The following is a 23,178-nucleotide window of genomic DNA, read 5'->3' as shown; positions in this document are numbered from 1 at the left end:
CTAGGAAATTCATGGGGGGAGCTGTGGGACAAGGTAAAAGTGTTAAGTTATTTTTGGCGGATGGCACACCTAATGGGATTTTAACAGCCGAAATTATTAACTGGACAGGACATGTGCTTTCTGCCCCTCGTAGTAAATTGGCTGAGTTGATCCAGCGTGAAGAATGTACAAAAACAGGTGTATATTTCCTCATTAGCCATGATCCGGAAAATCCATTATATCCAAGAGTGTATATTGGGGAATCAGATGATGTGGCTAATCGTTTAAAACAACATAATCGAACAGAAGAGAGTGGAGGAAAAGATTTCTGGGAAAAGGTTTGTCTAATTACAAGTAAAGACCAGAATTTAACTAAATCTCATATCAAATATCTTGAAAGTCGTCTGATGGATATTGCTAAGCAAAATGGACAATGTCAGCTCGAAAATGGTACAGCACATAGTTATAGTCGTTTACCAGAGTCGGATATTGCTGATATGGAGTTTTTTTTAGAGCAAATACAAATTGTTTTACCTGTATTAGGCTACGATTTTCTCAAAGATTTAAAAAGACCTAGCTATCAACAATACTTATCAAAAACGCATAGTTTTATAGAACCTGAGATTGTAAAAACAACAAACTTTTATTTATCTAGCCGTGAAGTAGATGCTAAAGCACAAGAAATAGATGGGGAGTTTTTTGTTTTAAAAGGCTCACAAGTAAAAAGAGTATCATCCTCTACCTTTAATTATACAAAATTGCGTAACTATTTAATTGAAAATGAAATTATTGACTCTAAAGATTTTACTTTTAATGAAGATTATTTGTTCAGTAGTCCATCTGCAGCATCCGGTGTAATTCAAGGCCGTTCATCGAATGGACGAAAAGAGTGGAAAGAAATAAATACCCATTTAACTTATGCAGAGTGGCAGCAAAAACAAGTAGATGGTGCATAAGTTTAGATAGTAGAAAATTAATTAATTTTTGCTAATTATCAGTCCTTTTTAATAAAAAGAACTTTACTTTCATATTGATCTGAGGTGATGCAAGCATATTGCAACATGCAAGGGACATAGGTATTCAAAAGGAGACAATAAGCTACACAATATGTAGGAACATACTCTGAAATTTGGGGAAATTTCAAAACATGATTACTCCGCTGGGGAGCGGTTTAAGAAAGAGTAATCATCGATTCTTGAATAAATTTATAAAATTTGGTTAGATCAAATGAACAACTTAATAACGAGATTTTTAAATAATCTGGGGCCGTGGCATGAAACAGCGCTCACAATCACTAAAGCCATTATTGCTATAGGTGTATTGTGCTTAGTCGCCTATTTAGTGACGATTAGCTATATCCCTTCGGAAATTAGCTTTGGTGATACGCTCATTTTTTTACTGATTTTTGCAGCATGTTCTATTATTTATGCGGGGCTAAGCACGATATTGTTTTTCTTTGGTATTTCCTTAGTTCCAGTGACATATATCATTTTTAGTGTAGTTGATAAGTATTTACCACCTCATATCAGAATTGGACAAAAACTACCATTTCCAAAGATTAGCATTACCACATTGGCTGCATCCCTTTATCTGTTATATGTTATTCATAGTTTGTTTTTATTGCATTGGAAAATCAATCTATACATAGGTATTACGGTATTTTTTATTGCCTTTACTTATTATCCTTTTTATATCAACCGTCAGAAGATTAAAGAATTTCGTATAAAGTTTGAGAATTTGAAAGATATTATTGATGATCCAGATGCAAGTGACCATCTTAAAACATTTGCAATAAAGAAATTCAAGCGATTAGAAACGCATATTAATGATAGCTTACAAGTCGCCATTGTTTTGATTTTGATACCACTTACCCCCATGTTTTTTATTGAAGAGGTTGGCAACACGTTTATAAACTATGCCATGCAAAAAACTGGTGTAAGAGTAGAAAAAGCGACTTTATACATCAAAGAACCTTATGCAGATTTAATTGAATTACCAAAATCAACTACAAAAGAACTGAGTCTGTATAAAACCTTTATTTTTAAAGATGTTAAAGTGTTATTTCAGGGTATTGGTAAAAGTACTTTAGTTTCTTACAAAGTGAAAGATATGGAAAAGCAGTTAGTGATTCCTAATGAATATATTACTGTAGAGCGAAGTAAGAAAATTGAAGAGTAATTAAATTAAAAAAAATAAGAAATAGTTAGAGCTATGAAAGCAAGGATATAAACAATTGCTATTGTTGTTCTAGCCATAGCGTTTGCATCACTACTTTTTTCCGTAAGTGGGGGAAAAAGTGGTAATGCTGCATTTTTTAAAATAAAGAATATTAAGGCGTACCCTGCAATAAGTGAAAATACATATTCAAATCCCAACTTTCCCTTAAAGTAAGCAATTAAAGCCATTATTAACATGAATAGGGCTAAGCTCATTAAAAGATATCTCTTAGAGGGAGAGTCTTTTATAAAGAAATCTTCAATTGACATAGGAGTGGCTCGCTTTGAAATATTAAATTTTAGATGAACAATTTTTTTTAAATCAACGAATTAATTTTTTTGAGCATTCTTTCTATGTAAAAAGAATAGACTAAATTTTTTGATTAACATAGATACTTCAAGACAAATGGTACGAATAAATCCTTAGAAAAAAGGCGTAATTAAATCATTCCTCCCAAGGCCCCCATGCCACAACAGAACTTTAATTTTTTGCGCTGATTTAAAGTCATCTACCATTGCGACACAGAGATAAGGGAGCTAAGCCAAACGCTTAGCCCATGTCTTCTTTATCGCACCGCCGCATCACACTAAAAAAAGTAGGGGCAAAGTCCTGTGGGAGAGCAGGACTTTGCAAACTGACATGTTCTAGGCGTTGCATGAGCTTATGCGAATACACTTGTTCAAGCCGTTGGTAAATACAGTCGCAACTGGCTTGGGTGTGCCCACCAGACAGGCAAATTTCTTCAAAATCCTGCTGAGTGTGAATGTCGCAACCAGAAACACCGTAATCGCCTATTAATAGGCTTAAAGCCAAAATAGGTTTATAAAGTTTCATATTATTCTCGTGATAATTTTCACAAAGTTATTAATAAAAAATAAGCCGCATATATTTAAAGTATTAAAATCATTTAAAAAGGGAATAGTTAACCCGCCTGAAATACAGGAAAATAAAATGATTAAAATTTTAAAATAAAATTATTTATAAATTTAAAATATTTTAGGTGAGAGAAAGCCTAAATTTTAAATAAATAAAATTACGAGAGAGGATAGGGGATTAATATAAAAAAGGTCATGGTCAACTCCTAGAATGTATGGAGTCCTACCACCAGTAATCACTGCGAATTAATTTATGGTGGTAGAACGAAAGAGGGTTGACAGACCGGACATACAGAACCAGCACACCCGTAGGTGTCCCCCTTCCGCCCTACCGCAACATGAGGGGGACGGTGGTTTCACACAGATCTCTCCCTCAGAAGGATAAATCTGATGTGCTGTATGTAAAACGGTCTGTCAAAACCGACTGGCAGTGTAGGCCAGCGAGACCATAATAATCATAAGTTTTTAACAGGTCAATTCAATTTAAATAAAATATTATAAAAAATTAAAATATAAATTTATATTTTAATTAAACTCAAAAGTTTATCGATTTAAATCGGTGAATTAATAAATATAATAAAGTTAAACTAAACGTTTAACTTGCTCTTAAAATGTATAACGATAATTAATAAATACACGGTGCTGATCCCAATCTTTACGGGTCATTCCATTTATTTTTTCACCTAAGTTTGCATTTTCAAACTTCGACTCATAATGCAAAAATGAATAACGCACATCTAAGTTTTTTACCCACGGCAAGGCATAACTCACCGTAAAGTCAAAGTAACGCTCTTTACCTTCAATATCACTGCTAATGTTACTTTGGTGAGCGCCAAAGCCATAAATATACTTCGCTTCGGTTTTTAAACCTTTCACATAGTCTTTCCAGTTATATTTCAACCGAAGGGCAACGGCAGTTTCATCGTTATTGGTAAAGTCAGGGCCAATGGTCGCAGACGTCGGAAACGGATTGGTGCCGTGATCTTGCGTTAAAACCGAGTTGCGGGCCGAGTGCACGGCAAAGTTATCTTCAATCCAAAAACCATCAAACTTTGAAACAGCGATGCCACCTTCAATATTATTCTTGGCCACATTTACATCGACAAAATAACCATTACCACGGTTGTTAATGTCTTGGCCTTTGACACAGTCCAGCTCGGTTTCGGCACCACATTTAAACAGCTTGCCATCGTCACGTGAGAAAAAAGCCCCTGTGTTAAATGTCCACACAAGGCCATGAAACGGCAATTTATATTGAGCAATCGCTCCATACTTTTTTAAATAATCTTTGCTATTTAAATATTCGGCATTCACGCTCCAGTTTTTGTACTGATACTTGGCACCAAGCAAACCGACATAATCAATTCGCTCGTCATTTTCAGTCACCAGTTTTTCAAAACTATCCATGCTGCGCGGTTTCCAGCGGTCATAGTAAGCAATGTAAGTCTGTAGCTGATCATTTAGTTGAAACTGACCACTCGCACCCGAAAAAGTGTCGGGCACCGCGCGGTTGTTGGTGCTTTTTAGCAAGAGTGAGTCTTGCAACTGGCGACCTAATTTAATTTCACCTTTGTCGCCGAGTTTTGCTTTGATGTAGAGCTGCCCTAAAGTCGCAAAGTTTTGGTCGAGCTTGCCGTTATTTTCGACCTCTAAAAGCTGAGCACTAGGCTTGCCAGAGTCAAATAACTTGGTGACTGCATAGAGTGAGCCATCTACCCCAAGCCAGTCCCACAAGTAAGGTGACTGATAATTTAACTCAAGCCCTAAGGCACTTTGTTCATATTCACTCGACGAAGGCGAAGGGTTGGCAAGAGTAGGGTGGGCAGTGCCTTCATCGTTCCAGTAACGGGCGTTGATTTTTAATTCTAACTTGCCAAATTCTTGAGGAAGCTCTGCATACGCATTGCTCACGCTGCCTAAACCAATACAGCCCCATAGCAAATATTTATTCATTTTAAATTCCTTTTTTAAGCATGAATAAGCCCTTTGCCTAACGCTAAGGTTAGGCAAGCTTTTTATGAAATGGATGAATTAAGGAGAGAGTTTTTCGAGCACTTGGCCTTTGGTTTCAATGGCAAACAAGAAGGTCACTAAGCCACCAATGAGCGCCACAACGGCAAGCACACTAAACACATATTGAATGCCGTACCCACCGACAACCAGACCCACCATAACAGGCCCAATTGCAGAGCCGGCACGTAACCAAGCGGTACTAAAACCAATGCCCATCGCACGTAGGCGAGTAGGGTAAAGTTCGGCAGCATAAAGGTATAAAGAGAATGAAATGGTCTGCAAAATGGCATAGCTAATCGTTGCGAAAATTACAACTTCCATCGCCGATTTTGCGCCTAAAACCGAGAGGCTCATGAGTGGAATAATCGCCAAGAAAAACGCTGCACTGTACCAAGGGCGACGACCGACTTTATCAATCATTAACGCACAGATAATAGAGGCAATCACACCCACGCCCGAAGTAATCCAGCCATAACCTAAACTGGTTTGAAGTGACAAGCCAAAGTGTTGTTTGTAAAGAGATGGCAGCCAAGTCACCATGGCATTGTTCACCATATACACGCAAAACCACATGCCCCACAGGGTAAAGGTACGTTTGCGGTAAATGCCACGGAACAGCTCACGCCAGTCGGTTTTTGCCATGCCTTGCGGGTTAATCTCTTTAACCACAGGTTCAGCCAAAGTTTTACCACTTTTGATGGCACCATCTTCAAAGCTTTTGACGACTTTATCTGCTTCTTTAAAACGACCTTTTGAAGCCAGCCAGCGTGGTGACTCAGGCAAGAAAAACCGTAAAGGAATGACCAGTAAAGATGGAACTAGGCCCACAATAAACATGACTTTCCAGCCGTAAATTGGCATCAGGAAAAATGCCGCCATGCCTGCAAACATAAGACCAAGTGGGAATAAAACTTCATAGAGCAAGAAAAACTTACCGCGCTTTTCTGCACCAATAAACTCATTAATATAGGCACTCGCAACAGGCACTTCGCCACCTGTTCCAACACCTTGTAAGAAACGGAAAATTAACAGTGACATTCCGCTCCATGCAAACAGACAAGAAATGTCCATTGCCACAAACAGTAAAATGGTAAAAGACAGTACTTTTAAACGACCGACTTTTTCGGCAAGTGAACCAAAAAAGATCGCACCGACCAGTTGCCCGACATAGCCCGCGGCAATGATCGCACCGACATAGGCAGGCGTCAGGTGCCATTCGGTAATGAGTTGGGGTAAAGCAAAGGCAATCGCAAGAACAGTATAGGCGTCAAAAAAAGTCGCGATACCAATGGTAATTCGCATAAATTGCATTCGACCAGTGACGGGTAGTCGTTCAAGTCTTGCAATAATTTCCGCATTTTTTTGATGATGACTAATTTGTTCTACATCCGCTAGATTTGTCATCTTATATCTCCTTATCCCTACATTCCTCGTAGTTTTGTTGTTCTATTTCGCACTACCTGTTCACCACAGTTTGCATGCTTTTTATTATTATTTTTAAGAGACATGCCCGATGTTTGGCCTCAGGCAGCGTACAGGAAAAAAAGGCTAGCGTACATGCTAGCCCGAATAGAATTTAAGCAACGGCTTGGGTTAAATCGACCTTGCCAATTCCGGCTTGACGCATTGCATCATGAATTTCTTGCTCAGCACCATCTGCAAGTGGAAGCAGTGGCGAACGCACAGTAGCATGGTCCAAAATTCCGCGAGCAACCAATGCATGTTTAAGCGCGACCGTACCTTCCATGTGTGAACCGCGGTGATAGACATTACGAGTCACTGGTAATAATTGGTCATGAATAGCACGCGCTTTAGCATAATCTTTGGCTTTACCTGCTTTAATCATTTCAATTAAAAGTTCAGGGGCAATGTTGCCGTAGCCAACCAATGCGCCGTCTACATCAAACATGGTGTGAAGCAAATATTCATCGTGGCAAGTCAATACCTGTAAGTCTGGACGTTCACGGCGAATAATTGGAATTTCAACATCCCAGCGGCGCATGTTACGCACACCATTTTTCATGGCAAACACACCCGGCTGTGCAGAAATATCGAGTAGGGTTTCTAAGTCGTAAGTGGCCTTCGTTGCATCTGGATATTGGAATAAAATAGATGGCAAACCACTTTCTTCATAAATTGCTTTATAGCGGTCTTGTGGTGCGCCTTTTTGATAGCCAAAACGCAACCAGCCATGTGAAGGATAAATCAAACCTGCTGAAGCACCTGCGCTGACTGCACGTTTTGCTTCTTCAGCTGCAACCGAAGTACCTTCGAGTGTAATCCCTGCGATTACCGGAATTTTGTCATCTACCGATTTAACAAAGCTTTCGATGACCTGCATTTGTTCTTTTTGCGACAAGAATGTTCCTTCACCTGCATGCCCAAGAACAACCAAGCCTTTCACACCATCAATGCTGCCTAACCATGAACCTAAACGTTGAATTGCATCATGGTCTACTTGTCCGTCACGGGTAAAAGGAGTCACAGGTGCTGGGGTTAATCCACGTAAATCTAAACTCATAATCGTACTTCCTATACAGTGTAATTAAATATTCTCTGGTTCTTAATCTGACTTAAATCGTGTTGTAGAGAACATGATTGGAGTATAGAAATAGGCGAGCTATGTAGGAATTACCAATTCTTGAATTTCAGTTATACTGAAAATGTATAGCTCAAAAGTGCAAGTTTACGATTTAGGAAGAATCGATGAATTATGAATTATGGAAAATATTTTTAGATGCGGTGGAACTCGGTAGCTTAAGCAAAGTCGCCATGCTGCATAACACCAACCAACCGCAAATCAGTCGGCAAATGAATGAGCTTGAGGCGCAATGCGGTGGCCGTTTATTTAACCGAACTGGACGCGGTGTCGAGCTTACCGATTTAGGTCAGCATTTACTTCCTAAAATTCGGTCATGGCTGAACGTGACCGACCAACTTAATAATGAAATTTTGCACTCGACCGATACACCGATTGGTACGGTTCGTATTGCCAGTTTGCCGTCTACTTCACATCCATTGTTATCGACCCTCTATAAAGTGCTCCAAGAGAAATATCCCTTAATTAAACTGTCGGTGCGTGAAGGGCAAGGGGTGCATTTAGAAAAATGGCTTGAAGATGGCAGCGTCGATTTAGCCATACTTTATCGGTTTAACCCGACACCTAAACAGGGCGATGTTTATCTTACCGAAGCCGATACCTATTTGGTCGGATGTGAAGGCGATGTGCTCACTCAGGCAAATGAAGTCGACTTTAAAGAAATAAATCAGTTACCGCTGGTCACGTTTTGCAGGCCAAGTAACTGGAGAAACTTTTTAGATCACATGGCCTATGAAAATGGGGTAGAGCTGAATATTGTATTTGAAGCCGACTCGATTAGTTTACAAACCCATTTGGTTTCCGAGTCTCGCATGTACACCATGCTGGGGCCGCAAGCTTTAAAGAAGGCCAGCCAGTACACCTCAATTCAAGCCGCAAAAATTATTAACCCAGAGCTAAAGCGCTATATTTCTTTGTCTATTTCTAAACATGGCTATTTAACGCCTGCGTGTAAGGCGGTGATGGAAGAAATTAGAAATCTTGTCGATTTGCTTTAATACAACGTTAGGTAATATGCGGTTATAACTTGAATAAACTAAATGAGTTAAAAGGTAAAAATAGCTTTTATTGATTTATATATAAGAAGTGAAAGCCGGCTATTTTAAGCAAAATTTATGACCGACACTGTTGCATGGTACGCATCATGGTTTTTACAAAATCACGTGGTACTTCGGGGCTTTGCAGACTTAAATTGCCAAGCTTTTGCATGAGTTTAGGGGAATATTGACGTTCTAAACGATGATAAATGCATGTGCAACTTGCATGGCTATGACCAGCAGCAATACATTTTAAATAAAAATCACGAGGAGCATTATTTTTCTGACCTGCAAAGGCCACTGAAACAAATAATAAGCTGCCTAGAAAAACTGAATAATTATAAATTGACATATTCCTACTCGTGATTGTTGTTTTTCATTATCCATATTTAGGCATAACTCTTTCGTGTTCAAAATAAGTTGGTATCAACTTGCGGTTTCATCATAGTTAGAACAGTTTTAGAGGTCAAATTGATTTATAGATGACAACTGTTTAATGTTTTAAAAATAGACAATTTTGATTGTTGCCATTTTAAAGACAGTGTTGCGACATTACGCACTCTATGTTTTTACAAAGTTTTTTGTTCTTATAAACCTTTTAACTTTATTGATTTTTTATTTTAAATCATTTTTTTAATGCCATTAGACCACTTTAAAATTTTACTTTAATAGGATACTTCATATGCCAGACACTCCAGTTAAAAAAGAGACAGAAAGTACATGGGCCATATGTCGAGATCCAGTTTTACTGACCATGGTCGGCGGGGCAATTGATACCATTGGTTTTATTGCCTTGTTTGGTTTTTTCACCGCGCATGTGACCGGAAACTTAGTGTTAGCAGGGGCAGCATGGGTAAAAGGAGGCGCTGGCATATGGATTAAGCTTGCCGCAATTCCACTGTTTATTATTACAGTTGTGATTACCAAGCTTTTGATTGACCGTAGTCAGGTGAAGCATAAAACGCTGTCTTATTTATTTTTATTTGAAGCCATTTTTCTATGTGCTTTTATGGTGGCAGGGCTTTATTTCGAGCCATTTAAAAACCCCGATGCAATTACAGTTGCAGTAACGGGCGGGCTGGGTCTAATTGCTTTAGCTATTCGTAATACTTCAAGCAAAACCCTCATTAAAAATATTAGTCCAAGCACGATGATGACAGGCAACACCACACAACTTGGTATTGATATTGCCAACTTGCTGAAAAACAATAATGCAGCCAATTGGGCAAGTTTACTCAAAAGTGCCAGTATTGTTGTCGGCTTTATCATTGGTGCTTTCTTAGGGGCGATTTTATATGTCTATTTTGATTTCTGGAGTGTTGCGCCGTTTATTTTACCCATTTTATATTTTTCTTATTTGGCTTCGCAGCAGAAGTTTAACCAAGCTTAATTAAAGTAGTGCATGAATTGGCCTGAATTAAATTGAATTCGGGCTTTTTTATGGGCTTAAGTTTGCCAACTAAAAGTGCGTATTCAAATTGTTCAGCTATGACTTTGCAGGCATAATGACCTGATGGGGAAATACATTCGCTAAAGGAATGCACAATGACAAAGTCTTACCATTATTTAATGATAACAATAATGGGACTGCTCAGCGGTTGTCAGGTCATTCATTTAAAAGAAAGTAATTTAAGCAATGCTTTAAAAAGTAAAAATGAAAGTATTCTGACTGACGGCACCTTAAGCCATCAAACCCAAAACTTACTGTATTTGGTCAAAAAAGATGAAAAGTCTTGTCTGCAAAATTTTGATGACTGTTTAAATAAGATTCAAAGCCTGTCTGAAAATAGCAGCCGAGAAGAACGCTATGCTGCGCTGAGTGAAATTTATTTAGCCAAGGCTTTAGACGTTGGGCGTAGCAGCCAGTGTAATGTCACAAGTAAAAGTAACAGTTGCCTTGAGCAAGAGTTGGCGCTGTTTGATAAAAGCTTGCGCTATAGTTATGTCTATTTATTTGACTCTGAAGAGTCGCCGTTCGATCGAGTGTTCGACCATCGTCAAAATCAGGTGCGTATTTTTTATAACGTGGCTTTGTCGAAGCTTATGACCACGTATTTTAATCATTTAAATACACATCGTTTTCCACCGTTGCTTAAAGCAGATGGGCATGAGTACCACGTCAATTTTGACCATGCCGTAGATGTACAAAAAATTGAAGTCGATACTTTTCGCTCAAGCTATAACATGAACTTTTCTGGTTTTAATACCGTTAACCGTAAGGATGGTTTAGGGGCAGAGTTTATTGTTGGGCGTAAAGAAAATGATGTAAATCACGGCTTCATTTTAGACCCACATGCTTTTTATGCTCACCAGAATAATCCGAACATCCATTTACCACGCTTCTTTCCAGTCACTGCGATTGCTTACCCAAAACAAAAAGCCACAGCAGATCAGGTCATTGCTGGAGCAGATTTAGAAATTGCCATGTTCGATCCATATCGACAAGACCGCGTAAAGGTTGAAGGTGTGGACTATCCGCTCACTGCAAACTATTCGGCACCTTATGGGCTATGGCTGTCGAAATATAATTTAGGGGCAGCAGGTTATTGGTCTTTAATTAATAAAGAAACCAATTTGATCATGCCGCATTTATATATGCTGGAACCCTTTAACCCCAATAAGAAAATCATTGTATTTATTCATGGCTTGGCAAGTAGCCCAGAAGCATGGGTGAGTCTAACCAACGACATTATGGGCGATGCCGAATTAAGGCAGAACTATCAGGTTTGGCAGGTGTTTTATTCAACCAACATGCCGATTTTTGAAAGCCGTTTTCAGATTTATTCATTGCTCAATCAAGCTTTTCAAAATATTGCTAAAGATATCTACGCTGCACACGATGCTGTGCTGGTCGGGCATAGTATGGGTGGAGTGATTAGCCGATTATTGGTAAGCGATGCTGATGTTTCAGAGCAAGCCATGCAAAAAATGAATGAAGCGCAGTTAAATCGTTTAAAAGAAAATCCGGTTATTCGAGAGCGCTTTCAGTTCAAAGCACTGCCATATTTTAAACGAGTTGTTTTTGTTTCGGCACCACATCATGGTACTGACTACGCTGACAGATGGTTTACTCAAATTGCCCGCCGTATTATTCGTTTACCTGCTGACTTCTTCATTGCGGTCGAAATGAGAGATGAGAAAAATACAAAACTCAGAAAAGGTTTAATTGAAAACGGGGCGAGTAATTTAAGTCGTTCTTCAAACTTTATGCAGCTTACCCAAGCCATTCAGCCATCGTCCAGTGTGGTCTATCACTCGATTATGGGCAATATTGATGGCACGACTGATAAGTTAAAAAGCAGCGATGGAATTGTGCCGTATCAAAGTTCACATTTAGGTGGTGAACAGTCGGAACTGATGATTAAGGGCGGGCATTCGATTCAAACGACCCCAGAAGCGATTTTAGAATTGCGCCGTATTTTACGGTTGCATTTAAAGCAGTCACAGTCTTCAAAATAGAAAAATTTTATTTTTAGAAAACCACTGCTGAAAGGGTTCAACAGTGGTTAAAATAATTAATTAAGCTGGTTTTGTTTGAGCGATTTTTTATGCTCAAAATAGCTGATTGAAAAAATAATCAAGCCGACCAAATACAACACTACAGACAGAAGTAATAAATCTAATCCTGCTGCATAGAGCAACCAAAGTGCATAAATTGAAGCGACACTTGCAATGGCAATATGCGGCGTGCGTTTGTGGCGAATGGATTCCTTAAGATAAAAAGCCGACACCAGAAAATAAGGCAGCAAAATCATCACCGATGAAATTAATAAAAGCTGGGTGTAATTTTTATTGAAAAAATACACCGCAATTAATGCACCTTGCACGACAATGGTGGTCAGCCAAAGTGATGAAATGGGTACATTATTTTGATTATTCTTTAAAAATAATTTCGGGAATGCACCATTTTTTGCAGCCAAATATGGAATTTCAGTGGCGAATAAAGTCCAGCTTAAATAAGACGAAGAAACTGAAATAATAAGCCCGATGGTAATAACAATCGTGCCCGGCAAGCCGATCAGTTGCTGTAAAATAGTAGCCATTGAAGGGTTGTGCATGCCTGCAAGCGCTTCACGACTCACCACACCATAAGCCAATACCGTCACCATGACGTAAAAACTTAACGCCAGCAACACACCTAAAATGGTGGCTTTACCAATGTCATGGCGTTTTTTTGCACGCGATGATAAAACCACTGCACCTTCAATACCGGTAAATACCCAAAGGGTAATCAGCATCAGGTCTTTTACTTGCTGCCAAAGCGGAACTTGCAAAGAAAAGTCATGTAAGTTGAGTTTGAACAAATCAAACTTAAAGGCAATGAAAGTAAAGAAGATAAAAACCACCATTGGAATAATTTTGGCAATGGTTGCCAGTAAATTCACAATCGCAGCTTCTTTAATACCTCGGCTGACTAACCAATGTACAAGCCATACAAAAATGCTGGAACCGATCAGTGCGTAAAAGGTATTGCCTTCACCAAAAATAATATGGTCTTTGCTATCGGTAAACATGCCGACACCTGAAAAGGCAATTACGACATAGCCGACAATACCAATGGTGGTACACAACCAATAACCCCACGCCGAGCAAAAACCAATCAGGTCTCCAAAACCTTCCCGCGCATAGTTATAAATACCACCGTCTAGATCTGGTCGTTGGCGGGTTAAATGTAATAACGTGAGAGCCAAGAAAATAATGCCGACCCCAGTAATGAGCCATGCAACAAGAAGGGCAGAGCCGTTAGCGACTTGAGCCATATTTTGGGGTAGGCTAAATACGCCTGACCCCACCATAGAACTAAAGACCAGCGCTGTAAGAGACAATAATCCAATTTTGGCAGCAGACATGGTATTTATTCTTTAAAAAATTGAGAAAGTTCGGCAATGTGTTCTGGGCCAATACCGCAGCAACCACCTACCAAACTTGCGCCTGCTTGCTGCCACTGCTTAGCAAAACCAAGATAAGCTGGAGCATCTAAATCTTTACGGACTTCATCTAGGCCATCGTTGGCGGTTGCGCTGCTATCTTGAGGAGGGAATGCATTTGCGTAGGCACCAATTTGTACAGACTCTGGAATGAGTTCTTTAATTTCATTGATGGCTTGCAAGATTACTTCAGGTTGACAGCAGTTAAACAACACCGCTTTAGCATTTGACTGTTTTATAAAATCAGACACTTGTTGCATGTTTTCGCCCGAACGAAGTAATGCTTGTTCTTGTTTAATTTCGTCTTGTAGGGTAAACGATACCCAATAGTCCTTACCATCTTTTGGTAATAAAGCATGCACCGTTTCGACTTCTTTTAAGCATGATTGAGTTTCGGCTAACCAGAAATCAACCTCTGGTGCCAAAGTGTTAATGATTGGTTCTGCAAGGTTTTTAGCCTGTTCAGGCTGGAATAGGTCTGCGCGGTAAGAGCCAAATAGCGGTGGTAAGCAGCCTGCAATTTTTACATTCTTGCCGCTTTCTTTAACTGCATTTTTTGCTTGTTCGATTGCAACTTGAATTAAACGAACACCATCAGTTTCAAAACGCTCTTGTCCAATATGAAATGGCACAACAGCATAGTTATTGGTGGTAATGACTTCTGAACCAGCGTTAATAAAATCGAGATGTACTTCTTTTACTGTTTCAGGGGCTTCAATGAGTGCGAGAGCAGACCACTCAGGTTGACGAAACGGAGCACCGCGACGAGCAAGTTCACGGCCTAAACCGCCATCTAAAATTTTCATAAATTACAACATAAAGGGAGAAAAATAATTCAGCTAATCTATCGTGTAGACGAATGACGTTCAATCGCTAATATGCTCGTTATATTTCTAAATAAATTAGATTGTTATGAATATTTTTTCTTAAAAGGAATTCTGTAAACGATGTTCAGTTTTACTGATGAACTTCATGTGAAAAAGAAAGCGTATTAATTTAAAAATATAGAATAAAAAAATAATCTTACAAAGCGCCAAACTGTTGCCAGCTTTCACCTGTGTGCTGGGTTTGATAATAGGCTTTAAGTTGTTCAAGCTGGGTAAAGTGTATGCCTGACCAAACCAATAAACTAATGAATATTAACATCTTATATAAGCTACGAACTTTGTTTTGGTGAGCAAAAGCCAATAGAAAAAAAAACAGAGCAGGTAAAAATATGAAAAACTGAACTGCTGAGAAAAATAAATGGGCGGTACTAAAATATAACGCGGCAGCACTCATGAGCAGATTTAAAACAGAACATAGCTTTTGATATTTACCGAGCTTAAAGATATAAGCAGTCATGATAAGTAACACGGCCGAACTGACATAAATGGCGGTACCACCTATCATCCACATATAAAAACCGCTCAACAAAAGATAAGCCAGCAGTAAAACAAGCATGAGCTTAAAAACAAATGATAAGAGGCGAGGTGATGATTTTAAAGGCGTCATGATTAGTCTAAATATCTCAACTGAGGTCTTAAAAAACAAAAGGACGAATCGAAATTCATCCTTTTGATATTTACTTATACATCATCAAACTTAGTTTGCTTTTGCAACAGGGGCAGCAGCAGTTTCATCGTTTGCAGCTTTGAACGGAGATGTATAGTTCAAGCCAAGCGTAGAACTTGTGTACTGACGAACTTTGTCGAGTAACACAGGGTCTTTGCTCAAGTCTTGTTTATAAGACACTACAATTTCATGAAGCTTTTGATTCCACTTACCTTCAGTTTGCTGAGGGAAAGCTTTTTCAAGCAAGTTAAGCATGATGTATGGAGAAGTCGAAGCACCCGGAGACGCACCTAACAATGCAGTTACAGCACCATCTTTAGACGCAAAGATTTCTGTACCGAATTGAAGAGTGGCAGGTTTACCAGGTTCTTTTTTGATGATCTGAACACGTTGTCCACCTTGGCTTAAACGCCAGTCTTCAGCTTTCGCATCTGGGTAGTATTTACGAAGTTCATTAAGACGGTCTTTGTCTGACATCATGACTTGGCTTACCAAGTATTTAACAAGATCAAGATTTTCCAAACCAACAGTGGTCATTGGTAAAACGTTGTTTTTGTTGGTTGATGCAAGCAAGTCAAGCTGAGAACCATTTTTCAGGAACTTGTTTGAATAAGTCGCAAATGGTCCAAACAATACATATTTTTTACCGTCGATATAACGCGTATCAATATGTGGTACAGACATTGGAGGTGCACCAAGTTCAGCACGGCCATATACTTTTGCAGTATGTTCAGCAGTAATTTTTGGATTGTCAGTAATTAAGAACTCACCACCTACAGGGAAGCCTGCATATTGTTTAGCTTCTGGTAAACCAGTAAGTTGCAATAATTTAACCGCTGCACCACCCGCACCAATAAATACAAAACGTGTTTTAACGTGATCTACTTTACCAGTTTTCAAGTTTTTGAAAGACACAGTCCAAGTTTTGTCATCATTTTGGCTGATGCCAGTCACTTCAGTTGAAGTCTGTAATTTGAAATTCGGGTTTTGATCTAAACGATTCACCAATTGCTTAGTGATAGAACCATAGTTTACGTCAGAGCCAACATCCATACGGGTCGCTGCAACTTTTTGGCTAGGGTCACGATCATTCATCACTAAAGGCGCCCATTGTTTAATCACAGCTGGGTCTTCAGTAAATTTCATGCCTTTGAACAACGGGCTTTGAATCATGGCAGCATAACGTTTTTCTAAGAATTGAACGTTATCGCCCCAAACGAAAGCAATGTGTGGAACTGGGTTAATGAATGATTTCGGTTCAGCTAAAACGCCTTGTTTTACCTGATATGACCAAAACTGTTTAGCAACTTCAAACTGAGAAGCAACTTTTTCAGCTTTGACAATTTCCATCTTACCGTTTTTTTCTTCGGTATAGTTCATTTCCATAAAGCCAGAGTGGCCAGTTCCGGCATTGTTAAAGCCATTTGAACTTTCTTGAGCAACTTGGTCAAGACGTTCATACATACGAATTTGCCAGTTTGGTTCAAGCTCAGTGAAATAAGTACCGAGAGTGGCACTCATGATGCCGCCGCCAACAAGAACAGCATCAACAACTGGTTCATCTTTTGCAGTTTCTACTTGTTTTGACGCAGTTGGTCTAAACAAGAAAACGATACCTGCAATTAAAATAAGAATGATTAATACCAGAAGGTATTTCAAAAACTTTTTCATGTAAGGGGGACCTTAAAATAAGTTATTTGAGTCACTTAAGGTGTGAGGAAACCTAGACAGCGTATCCAGACAAAATGGATATAAATGCGAAAATAAAATTCTCCAAAACAGAGAACTTTAAAAAAAGAAAAATTACTTGGGATTATCGCAAACACTCTATATTTTAGACTAATTTTGCATTGACAAGACAATTTTTATAATAAATGGGGTTCATCAAAATCATAAATATGATTTATATTTGATCAAGTTGAGCTTCAATAAGATAAATTATACGTATTAATTTTCTTTAATTGTTTGAAATTTAATATTTATTTTTAATGGGGTTAAAGTTGGTTCATTTGAAGGATATTTAGCTATAAAAATAGATTATTTTTTATTTCATGGCATTTTTATGTAAATAAGCACCTCGTAGTCGCTTATTTTTTGTCATACATTGTTCTTATTAATATTGGTGCTATAAATATTAAATTAAGGGTATATCTCTGCATAAGAAATATACCCTTTAATGTTTTATGACGCCACATAGAACGGTGCAGTTGAACGTGGTAATGCTTCACGTCCACGAATCTGGTCTGCAATTTTCTCGGCAATCATAATGGTGGTTGCATTTAAGTTACCGGTAATAATCAGCGGCATGATTGAAGCGTCGACTACACGTAAGCTTTGCATACCATGGACGCGGCCTTGACCATCTACGACAGCCATTTCATCTTCACCCATTTTACAGCTACAAGAAGGGTGATAAGCCGTTTCTGCATGGTTCCGAACAAAGTCGTCAAGCTCTGCATCGGTTTGCACATGTTTACCCGGACTAATTTCTTCACCACGATATGGGTCGAGAGCCGGTTGCTGCATGATTTCACGAGTGATACGAATTGCATCGCGGAACTCACGCCAGTCTTGTTCAGTCGACATGTAGTTAAACAAGATACTTGGATGCTCAAACGGATCTTTTGATTTAAGTCTAATACGGCCACGTGAAGGGGAACGCATTGAACCGACGTGAGCTTGGAAACCATGTTCTTTCACGGCATTACTACCATTGTAGTTAATGGCAACTGGCAAGAAATGGTACTGAATGTTTGGCCATTTGAACTCGTCCGAACTACGGATAAATCCGCCAGCTTCAAACTGGTTACTTGCGCCAACACCTGTACCATTAAATAACCACTCGGCACCAATTGCAGGTTGGTTATACCATTTCAATGCAGGATATAAAGATACGGGTTGCTTACATTTATATTGTAAGTACATTTCTAAATGATCTTGCAGGTTTTCACCTACACCTGGCAAATCATGAACGACATCAATGTCCATTGATTTTAAGAAATTACTTTCGCCAACACCTGAGCGCTGTAAAATTTGAGGTGAAGCAATTGCGCCTGCACACAGTAACACTTCACGTTTAGCCAGAGCACGTTGTAAGTTGTTTTGATCGGCGCCAATAATGTATTCAACACCAATCGCTTGTTTTTGATTAAACAAGATTTTATTGGTCGTAGCGTGAGTCAAAATAGTCAGGTTTGGACGACCTTTTGCCATATCCAAATAACCACGTGCGGTACTTGAACGGCGACCTTTTGGAGTAACCGTGCGGTCCATTGGACCAAAACCTTCTTGCTGGTAACCATTTAAGTCATCAGTACGTGGGTAACCTGCTTGTACACCTGCTTCAACCATGGCATGGAACAAAACATTGTTGCCATTTTTAGGTGTAGCAACGGATACAGGACCATTGCCGCCATGGTAGTCATTACCGCCAATGTCACGAGTTTCGGCTTTTTTATAGTAAGGCAAACAGTCGGCATAAGACCAGTTCTCAAGGCCTTTATGAGTTGCCCATTGCTCTAGATCCATTGCGTTACCGCGGATATAGCACATACCATTAATTAAAGATGAGCCACCTAAACCTTTACCACGACCACATTCCATACGGCGGTTATTCATGTGTGGTTCTGGGTCAGTTAAATAAGCCCAGTTATAGCGGCGACCTTGAAGAGGGAAGGCCAAAGCTGCCGGCATTTGTGTACGGAAGTCTAAGCGATAATCTGGGCCACCTGCTTCTAAGAGTAAAACGGAGGTATCTTTGTCTTCAGTCAGACGCGCAGCAAGTACATTTCCGGCAGATCCTGCGCCAATAATAATGTAATCATATTCTTTAATATTCATAACTATCCTTTTTTTACTAACAGTTTGCCTGAGCAATCTATAAAGATTGCTCGGCATATGTGATTTAGGTTGAAGTGTTTAGAGCAATTGACGCATTAAAAAATGCTTTGATAATCGCCAAGTTCAACTTGAATAGATTTGATACGGGTATAGTGCCCAAGTGTGGTCAAGCCATTTTCGCGGCCTACGCCAGATTGTTTATAGCCACCCACTGGCATCTCGGCAGGCGATTCGCCCCACGTGTTAATCCAGCAAATACCAGCTTCAATCTGGTGAATAATGCGATGAGCGCGGCTAATGTCTTGCGTAACAACGCCAGCAGCTAAACCAAAGGTGGTGTCGTTGGCACGACGAATCACTTCTTCTTCGGTTTCATAGCTTAAAATGCTCATGACAGGTCCAAAAATTTCTTCTTGAACAATGGCCATTTGGTCAGTGCAGTCGCTAAATACTGTCGGTAGTACATAAGCGCCGTTGGCAAGTTGGCCTTCTGTTGCGCGGCCACCGCCAATTAACACTTTAGCGCCTTGTTGTTTGCCTGACTCAATGAAAGATAACACTTTTTCCATATGAGGGAAGCTAGTGAGTGGTCCGAAGTTGGTGTCTTCAGCCATTGGGTCACCAATACGAATACGTTTTACGCGTTCTACAACCGCTTTTTCAAAGTCGGCTAGAAGTGATTTTGGAACAAATACGCGTGTGCCGTTAGTACATACCTGACCTGAGCTAAAGAAGTTCGCCATGACTGCAATATCAGCTGCACGGTTAAGGTCGGCATCTTCACAAATAATCAGTGGTGACTTACCACCAAGTTCCATGGTCACTTCTTTAAGCGTAGAGCCAGCAGCGCTTGCCATGACTTTTTTGCCGGTTTCCACACCGCCAGTGAATGAGATTTTTTCAATCACAGGATGTTCAGTGAGCCACTGACCAATTTCACGGCCAGCACCTTGTACAACGTTAAATACGCCGTCTGGTAAGCCAGCTTCTGTATAGATTTCTGCAAGTTTAAATGCAGTAAGTGGAGTCGTTTCACTTGGTTTGAAAATCATGGCATTGCCGGCAGCAAGGGCAGGGGCAGATTTCCATAGAGCAATTTGGATTGGATAGTTCCAAGCACCAATACCAGCAACCACGCCTAAAGGTTCACGGCGTGTATAAAAGAAACTTGATTCGCGAAGCGGAACTTGGTCACCCTGAATGGCGGTTGCAAGTCCTGCATAATATTCGAGTACATCTGCACCAGTCACGATGTCGACTGTAGATGTTTCGCTAAAAGCTTTACCTGTGTCGAGTGTTTCAAGACGTGCAAGCTCATCATTACGTTCACGAAGAATGTCGACAGCGCGACGTAAAATACGTGAACGCTCCATGGCAGTCATGGCAGCCCAGATTTTTTGTCCTTGTTGGGCACTTTTTACAGCAGCTTCAATATCTTGTTCAGAAGCTTGTTGAAGAGTCGCGATTGTCTCGCCATTGGCAGGGTTAATACTATTAAATGTTTTTCCACTGGTTGCGTTAACGTAGCGTCCATGGATATACAGTTGATGAACTTGTGCATCACTCATTTTGTCTCTCCTGCAAAGGCTTGTTCGCAAATTGAACTTGCGTTTGTACATAATCGTAAGCAATGGAACGGGCAAGGTTGCTGTCAAATTCGTTATGACGGCTTAAACTGCCTCGTAACCATAATCCATCAATCAATGCTGCCAACCCTCTAGCGGCAACACTGGCCTGTTGTTCATTCATTAACTTGAGGAAATAAAACTTCAAGTTAGAGTACAGGCGTTGATCATTAATCTTTTGCAAGCGGCTTAAGTCTGGTACATGCATACTCGCTGACCAAAAGTCTAACCAGACCCGCATTGCTTTTTCATTGACCTGACTAATGTCAAAGTTCGAGTCGATAATGGCCTTAATTTGGCTCTCTGGATGCGAATCTGCTTCTGCTCTGTACTGTTCGGTTTTACGACGCAGAACATTTAACATTTCTTGCATACAGGTATTTATCAACCCTTGTTTGTCGCCAAAATAATGGCTGACAATGCCGGTCGACAGCTCGGCTTTTTTTGCAATTTGAGCAATGGTGGTATTGGATAACCCCACTTCATAAATCACGTCGAGTGCGGCATTCATAATTTCTTCACGTCGCACGTGCTCTGGTTTTACTCTGCGTTTTGTCATGTTTTTCCACATCAGCACTTTTAGTGGTGCTTTAAATTCAGCATGTTAACTTGCAGAGCATCATAGCACTTTTTTTATCATACTTGTTATTGATTGAACGTTCAATCAATAACAAGTATGATATGTAAAAATCAATGAATTTTTGAAGATTAGCACGAGGAATAAAGCGCTAAAATCAAAAGTTCTTAAGGATAGGATGATGCGCATAAGTACATTACTTATCACGTTATTTTGAGAAAATACACCGATTGCAAGGAGCAATAAGATGGTGTTGAAAAGTGATAAATATTCTTCAGACCATATTCGGTTAAATCGTTTTGTATTTTGGAGTTCAGCCATCAGTATCGGCATTTTTGGCCTACTTTTTGTGTTGTTTCCAGAAAAAAGTCAGTTTTGGCTGACCTATGTACAAGAGCAGGTAAATCACTTTTTTGGGTGGTATTACATGCTGGTTATTGTGCTGTGTTTGGGCTTTGTCGCTTGGCTTGCTTTTTCAAAAGTAGGGCAGATTCCATTAGGAAAAGACGACGACAAACCTGAGTTTAGTTATTTGGCTTGGACTTCAATGTTGTTCTCGGCAGGGATTGGTATTGCACTACTTTATTATGGTGTTGCTGAACCTGTTGATCATTTCTTAAGACCACCGGAAGGTGAGTTAGGAACCATTCAGGCAGCCCGTAATGCCATGACCTATAGCTTTTTGCATTGGGGCATCCATGGCTGGGTACTCTATGCATTGCTCGGAGTCACGTTGGGTTATTTTGCTTTCAGACAAAATTTACCCCTAGCTTTGCGTTCAGCGCTTTACCCAATTTTTGGCGAGCGAGTCCATGGCTTGGTGGGTGATTTCGTCGATGGCTTTGGAATTTTAGCTACGGTTATTTCCTTGGTCACCAACTTGGGAATCGGAGCGTTGGTGCTGGTATCAGGCATTTGCTATTTACTTCCGCAAATTCCTAATAACTCAGTGACCTTAATTGCTGCTGTTCTCATCATGATGAGTGTTGCCACGATCACGACAGTGGTTGGCATTGAAAAAGGTTTGGCGTGGTTATCACGTATTAATTTACGTCTGCTGTACGCCTTACTTTTATTTGTATTTTTAACAGGTCCTACAAACCACTTATTAAATGGTCTTGTACAGAATATGGGAGATTATCTAAGCAATTTTATTGGTAAAAGCTTTGATATGTATTTATACAATCAAAAAGCCAGTGGCTGGTTAGGGTCGTGGACCGTATTTTATTGGGCTTGGTGGATTGCTTGGGCGCCTTTTGTCGGCATGTTTATTGCGCGCATTTCAAAAGGACGTACGATTCGTGAGGTTGTATTAGGTGTATGCCTGATTCCTCTAGGTTTTACGCTGGCTTGGATCTCGGTTTTTGGAAATACGGCCATTTACTTTATCTTGAACCAGAAACAGAAAGTTTTGGGCGATATGGTTTTAACTGATCCGGCATTATCTTTATTTAAGTTACTCGAATATCTGCCGTTTAATCCGTATGTTGCTGGCATTGTTGTTGTAATTTGTTTCGTTTTATTTTTGACACCAGTTGGCTCTGGTACACTAATGATCGCTAATTTGTCCTCAAAAGGGGGCACCAATGATAGTGATTCACCGATCTGGTTACGCGTTTTTTGGTCTGTGGTAATTACCATTGTAAGTATTGGCTTGCTTTTAGCCGGTAGTTTTAACTCCATGCAAAGTGCTGTGGTGTTATGTGGTTTACCATTTTCAGTCATTATTTTGCTTTATATGTTTGGTTTAGCCAAAGCGTTAAAGCAAGATGATTTTGACCCTCAATTAGTGAAAAAACAGTTAGCTGTTTCAAAAGACATTTCGGTTCCGTCGAATTGTGACCAGAATAAAGTGACTGAGGTTTTATAACCTCAACCGATCACATCTATATATTATTTTTTGCGTTTAAAGTCGTCTTTTGATTGTTTTAAAT

19 protein-coding genes are annotated in these 23,178 nt (G+C 39.7%); 6 read left to right on the top strand and 13 right to left on the bottom strand.

Features of this window, described 5'->3' with window-relative positions; all coding sequences use genetic code 11:
• Positions 1-23: 23 nt before the first annotated feature.
• Both ACT53H_RS05845 and ACT53H_RS05840 read left to right on the top strand, forming a co-directional pair.
• Positions 24-935 (top strand): GIY-YIG nuclease family protein, encoded by a 912-nt coding sequence (locus ACT53H_RS05845; RefSeq protein WP_476008847.1) that lies wholly within the window; start codon positions 24-26, stop codon positions 933-935.
• Between the two features lie 271 nt (positions 936-1,206).
• A complete protein-coding gene (locus ACT53H_RS05840; RefSeq protein ID WP_476008846.1) occupies positions 1,207-2,157 on the top strand; it encodes a hypothetical protein in 951 nt (316 codons plus the stop codon).
• Positions 2,158-2,162: 5 nt separating this feature from the next.
• Here the strand turns inward: ACT53H_RS05840 and ACT53H_RS05835 are convergent, their stop codons facing one another.
• From ACT53H_RS05835 to ACT53H_RS05815, 5 genes are all read right to left on the bottom strand, one after another.
• Positions 2,163-2,465, bottom strand: a complete 303-nt coding sequence (locus ACT53H_RS05835; protein ID WP_476008845.1) for a hypothetical protein — start codon at positions 2,463-2,465, stop codon at positions 2,163-2,165.
• Between the two features lie 280 nt (positions 2,466-2,745).
• A complete protein-coding gene (locus ACT53H_RS05830; RefSeq protein ID WP_004794079.1) occupies positions 2,746-3,030 on the bottom strand; it encodes a hypothetical protein in 285 nt (94 codons plus the stop codon).
• A 647-nt stretch (positions 3,031-3,677) separates the two neighbouring features.
• Positions 3,678-5,024 carry an OprD family outer membrane porin gene (locus ACT53H_RS05825; protein ID WP_476008844.1) on the bottom strand — a complete coding sequence of 449 codons (1,347 nt, stop codon included), beginning with the start codon at positions 5,022-5,024 and terminating at the stop codon, positions 3,678-3,680.
• Between the two features lie 78 nt (positions 5,025-5,102).
• Positions 5,103-6,488 (bottom strand): MFS transporter, encoded by a 1,386-nt coding sequence (locus ACT53H_RS05820; RefSeq protein ID WP_353156665.1) that lies wholly within the window; start codon positions 6,486-6,488, stop codon positions 5,103-5,105.
• Positions 6,489-6,660: 172 nt separating this feature from the next.
• Positions 6,661-7,605, bottom strand: coding sequence for a dihydrodipicolinate synthase family protein (locus tag ACT53H_RS05815; RefSeq protein ID WP_000050874.1), 945 nt, complete (start codon positions 7,603-7,605; stop codon positions 6,661-6,663).
• A 185-nt stretch (positions 7,606-7,790) separates the two neighbouring features.
• Here ACT53H_RS05815 and ACT53H_RS05810 point away from each other — a divergent pair, with 185 nt between their 5' ends.
• A complete protein-coding gene (locus ACT53H_RS05810; protein WP_151963367.1) occupies positions 7,791-8,681 on the top strand; it encodes a LysR family transcriptional regulator in 891 nt (296 codons plus the stop codon).
• A gap of 115 nt (positions 8,682-8,796) precedes the next feature.
• Here the strand turns inward: ACT53H_RS05810 and ACT53H_RS05805 are convergent, their stop codons facing one another.
• A complete protein-coding gene (locus tag ACT53H_RS05805) occupies positions 8,797-9,072 on the bottom strand; it encodes a hypothetical protein (protein WP_151963368.1) in 276 nt (91 codons plus the stop codon).
• Positions 9,073-9,402: 330 nt separating this feature from the next.
• Between ACT53H_RS05805 and ACT53H_RS05800 the strand changes: the two genes are divergently transcribed.
• Positions 9,403-10,110 carry a YoaK family protein gene (locus ACT53H_RS05800; protein WP_151963369.1) on the top strand — a complete coding sequence of 236 codons (708 nt, stop codon included), beginning with the start codon at positions 9,403-9,405 and terminating at the stop codon, positions 10,108-10,110.
• A gap of 155 nt (positions 10,111-10,265) precedes the next feature.
• Positions 10,266-12,179 carry an alpha/beta hydrolase gene (locus ACT53H_RS05795; protein WP_216069871.1) on the top strand — a complete coding sequence of 638 codons (1,914 nt, stop codon included), beginning with the start codon at positions 10,266-10,268 and terminating at the stop codon, positions 12,177-12,179.
• Positions 12,180-12,235: 56 nt separating this feature from the next.
• Here the strand turns inward: ACT53H_RS05795 and ACT53H_RS05790 are convergent, their stop codons facing one another.
• The 7 genes from ACT53H_RS05790 to betI all read right to left on the bottom strand — a co-directional run bounded on the left by ACT53H_RS05790 (position 12,236) and on the right by betI (position 21,226).
• Complete coding sequence (locus ACT53H_RS05790; RefSeq protein ID WP_151963370.1) at positions 12,236-13,570, bottom strand: basic amino acid/polyamine antiporter; 1,335 nt, start codon at positions 13,568-13,570, stop codon at positions 12,236-12,238.
• 5 nt (positions 13,571-13,575) lie between these two features.
• Complete coding sequence (locus tag ACT53H_RS05785) at positions 13,576-14,454, bottom strand: homocysteine S-methyltransferase family protein (protein ID WP_151963371.1); 879 nt, start codon at positions 14,452-14,454, stop codon at positions 13,576-13,578.
• A gap of 217 nt (positions 14,455-14,671) precedes the next feature.
• Positions 14,672-15,142: a hypothetical protein gene (locus tag ACT53H_RS05780; RefSeq protein ID WP_440202712.1), complete on the bottom strand. Its 471-nt coding sequence runs from the start codon at positions 15,140-15,142 to the stop codon at positions 14,672-14,674.
• 90 nt (positions 15,143-15,232) lie between these two features.
• A complete protein-coding gene (gene mqo, locus ACT53H_RS05775; RefSeq protein WP_476008843.1) occupies positions 15,233-16,873 on the bottom strand; it encodes a malate dehydrogenase (quinone) in 1,641 nt (546 codons plus the stop codon).
• A gap of 510 nt (positions 16,874-17,383) precedes the next feature.
• Positions 17,384-19,042 (bottom strand): choline dehydrogenase, encoded by a 1,659-nt coding sequence (gene betA / locus ACT53H_RS05770; RefSeq protein WP_476008842.1) that lies wholly within the window; start codon positions 19,040-19,042, stop codon positions 17,384-17,386.
• Between the two features lie 95 nt (positions 19,043-19,137).
• Positions 19,138-20,610 carry a betaine-aldehyde dehydrogenase gene (gene betB, locus ACT53H_RS05765; RefSeq protein ID WP_476008841.1) on the bottom strand — a complete coding sequence of 491 codons (1,473 nt, stop codon included), beginning with the start codon at positions 20,608-20,610 and terminating at the stop codon, positions 19,138-19,140.
• Complete coding sequence (gene betI / locus ACT53H_RS05760) at positions 20,603-21,226, bottom strand: transcriptional regulator BetI (RefSeq protein WP_005303239.1); 624 nt, start codon at positions 21,224-21,226, stop codon at positions 20,603-20,605. The genes betB and betI overlap by 8 nt, the downstream gene beginning before the upstream one ends.
• Before the next feature lie 265 nt (positions 21,227-21,491).
• Between betI and ACT53H_RS05755 the strand changes: the two genes are divergently transcribed.
• A complete protein-coding gene (locus ACT53H_RS05755) occupies positions 21,492-23,114 on the top strand; it encodes a BCCT family transporter (RefSeq protein ID WP_476008840.1) in 1,623 nt (540 codons plus the stop codon).
• Positions 23,115-23,178 lie beyond the last annotated feature (64 nt).

The sequence above is a fragment of the Acinetobacter sp. DMC2 genome, from assembly GCF_056314305.1.
This window is presented reverse-complemented; position numbering and strand designations above follow the sequence as displayed.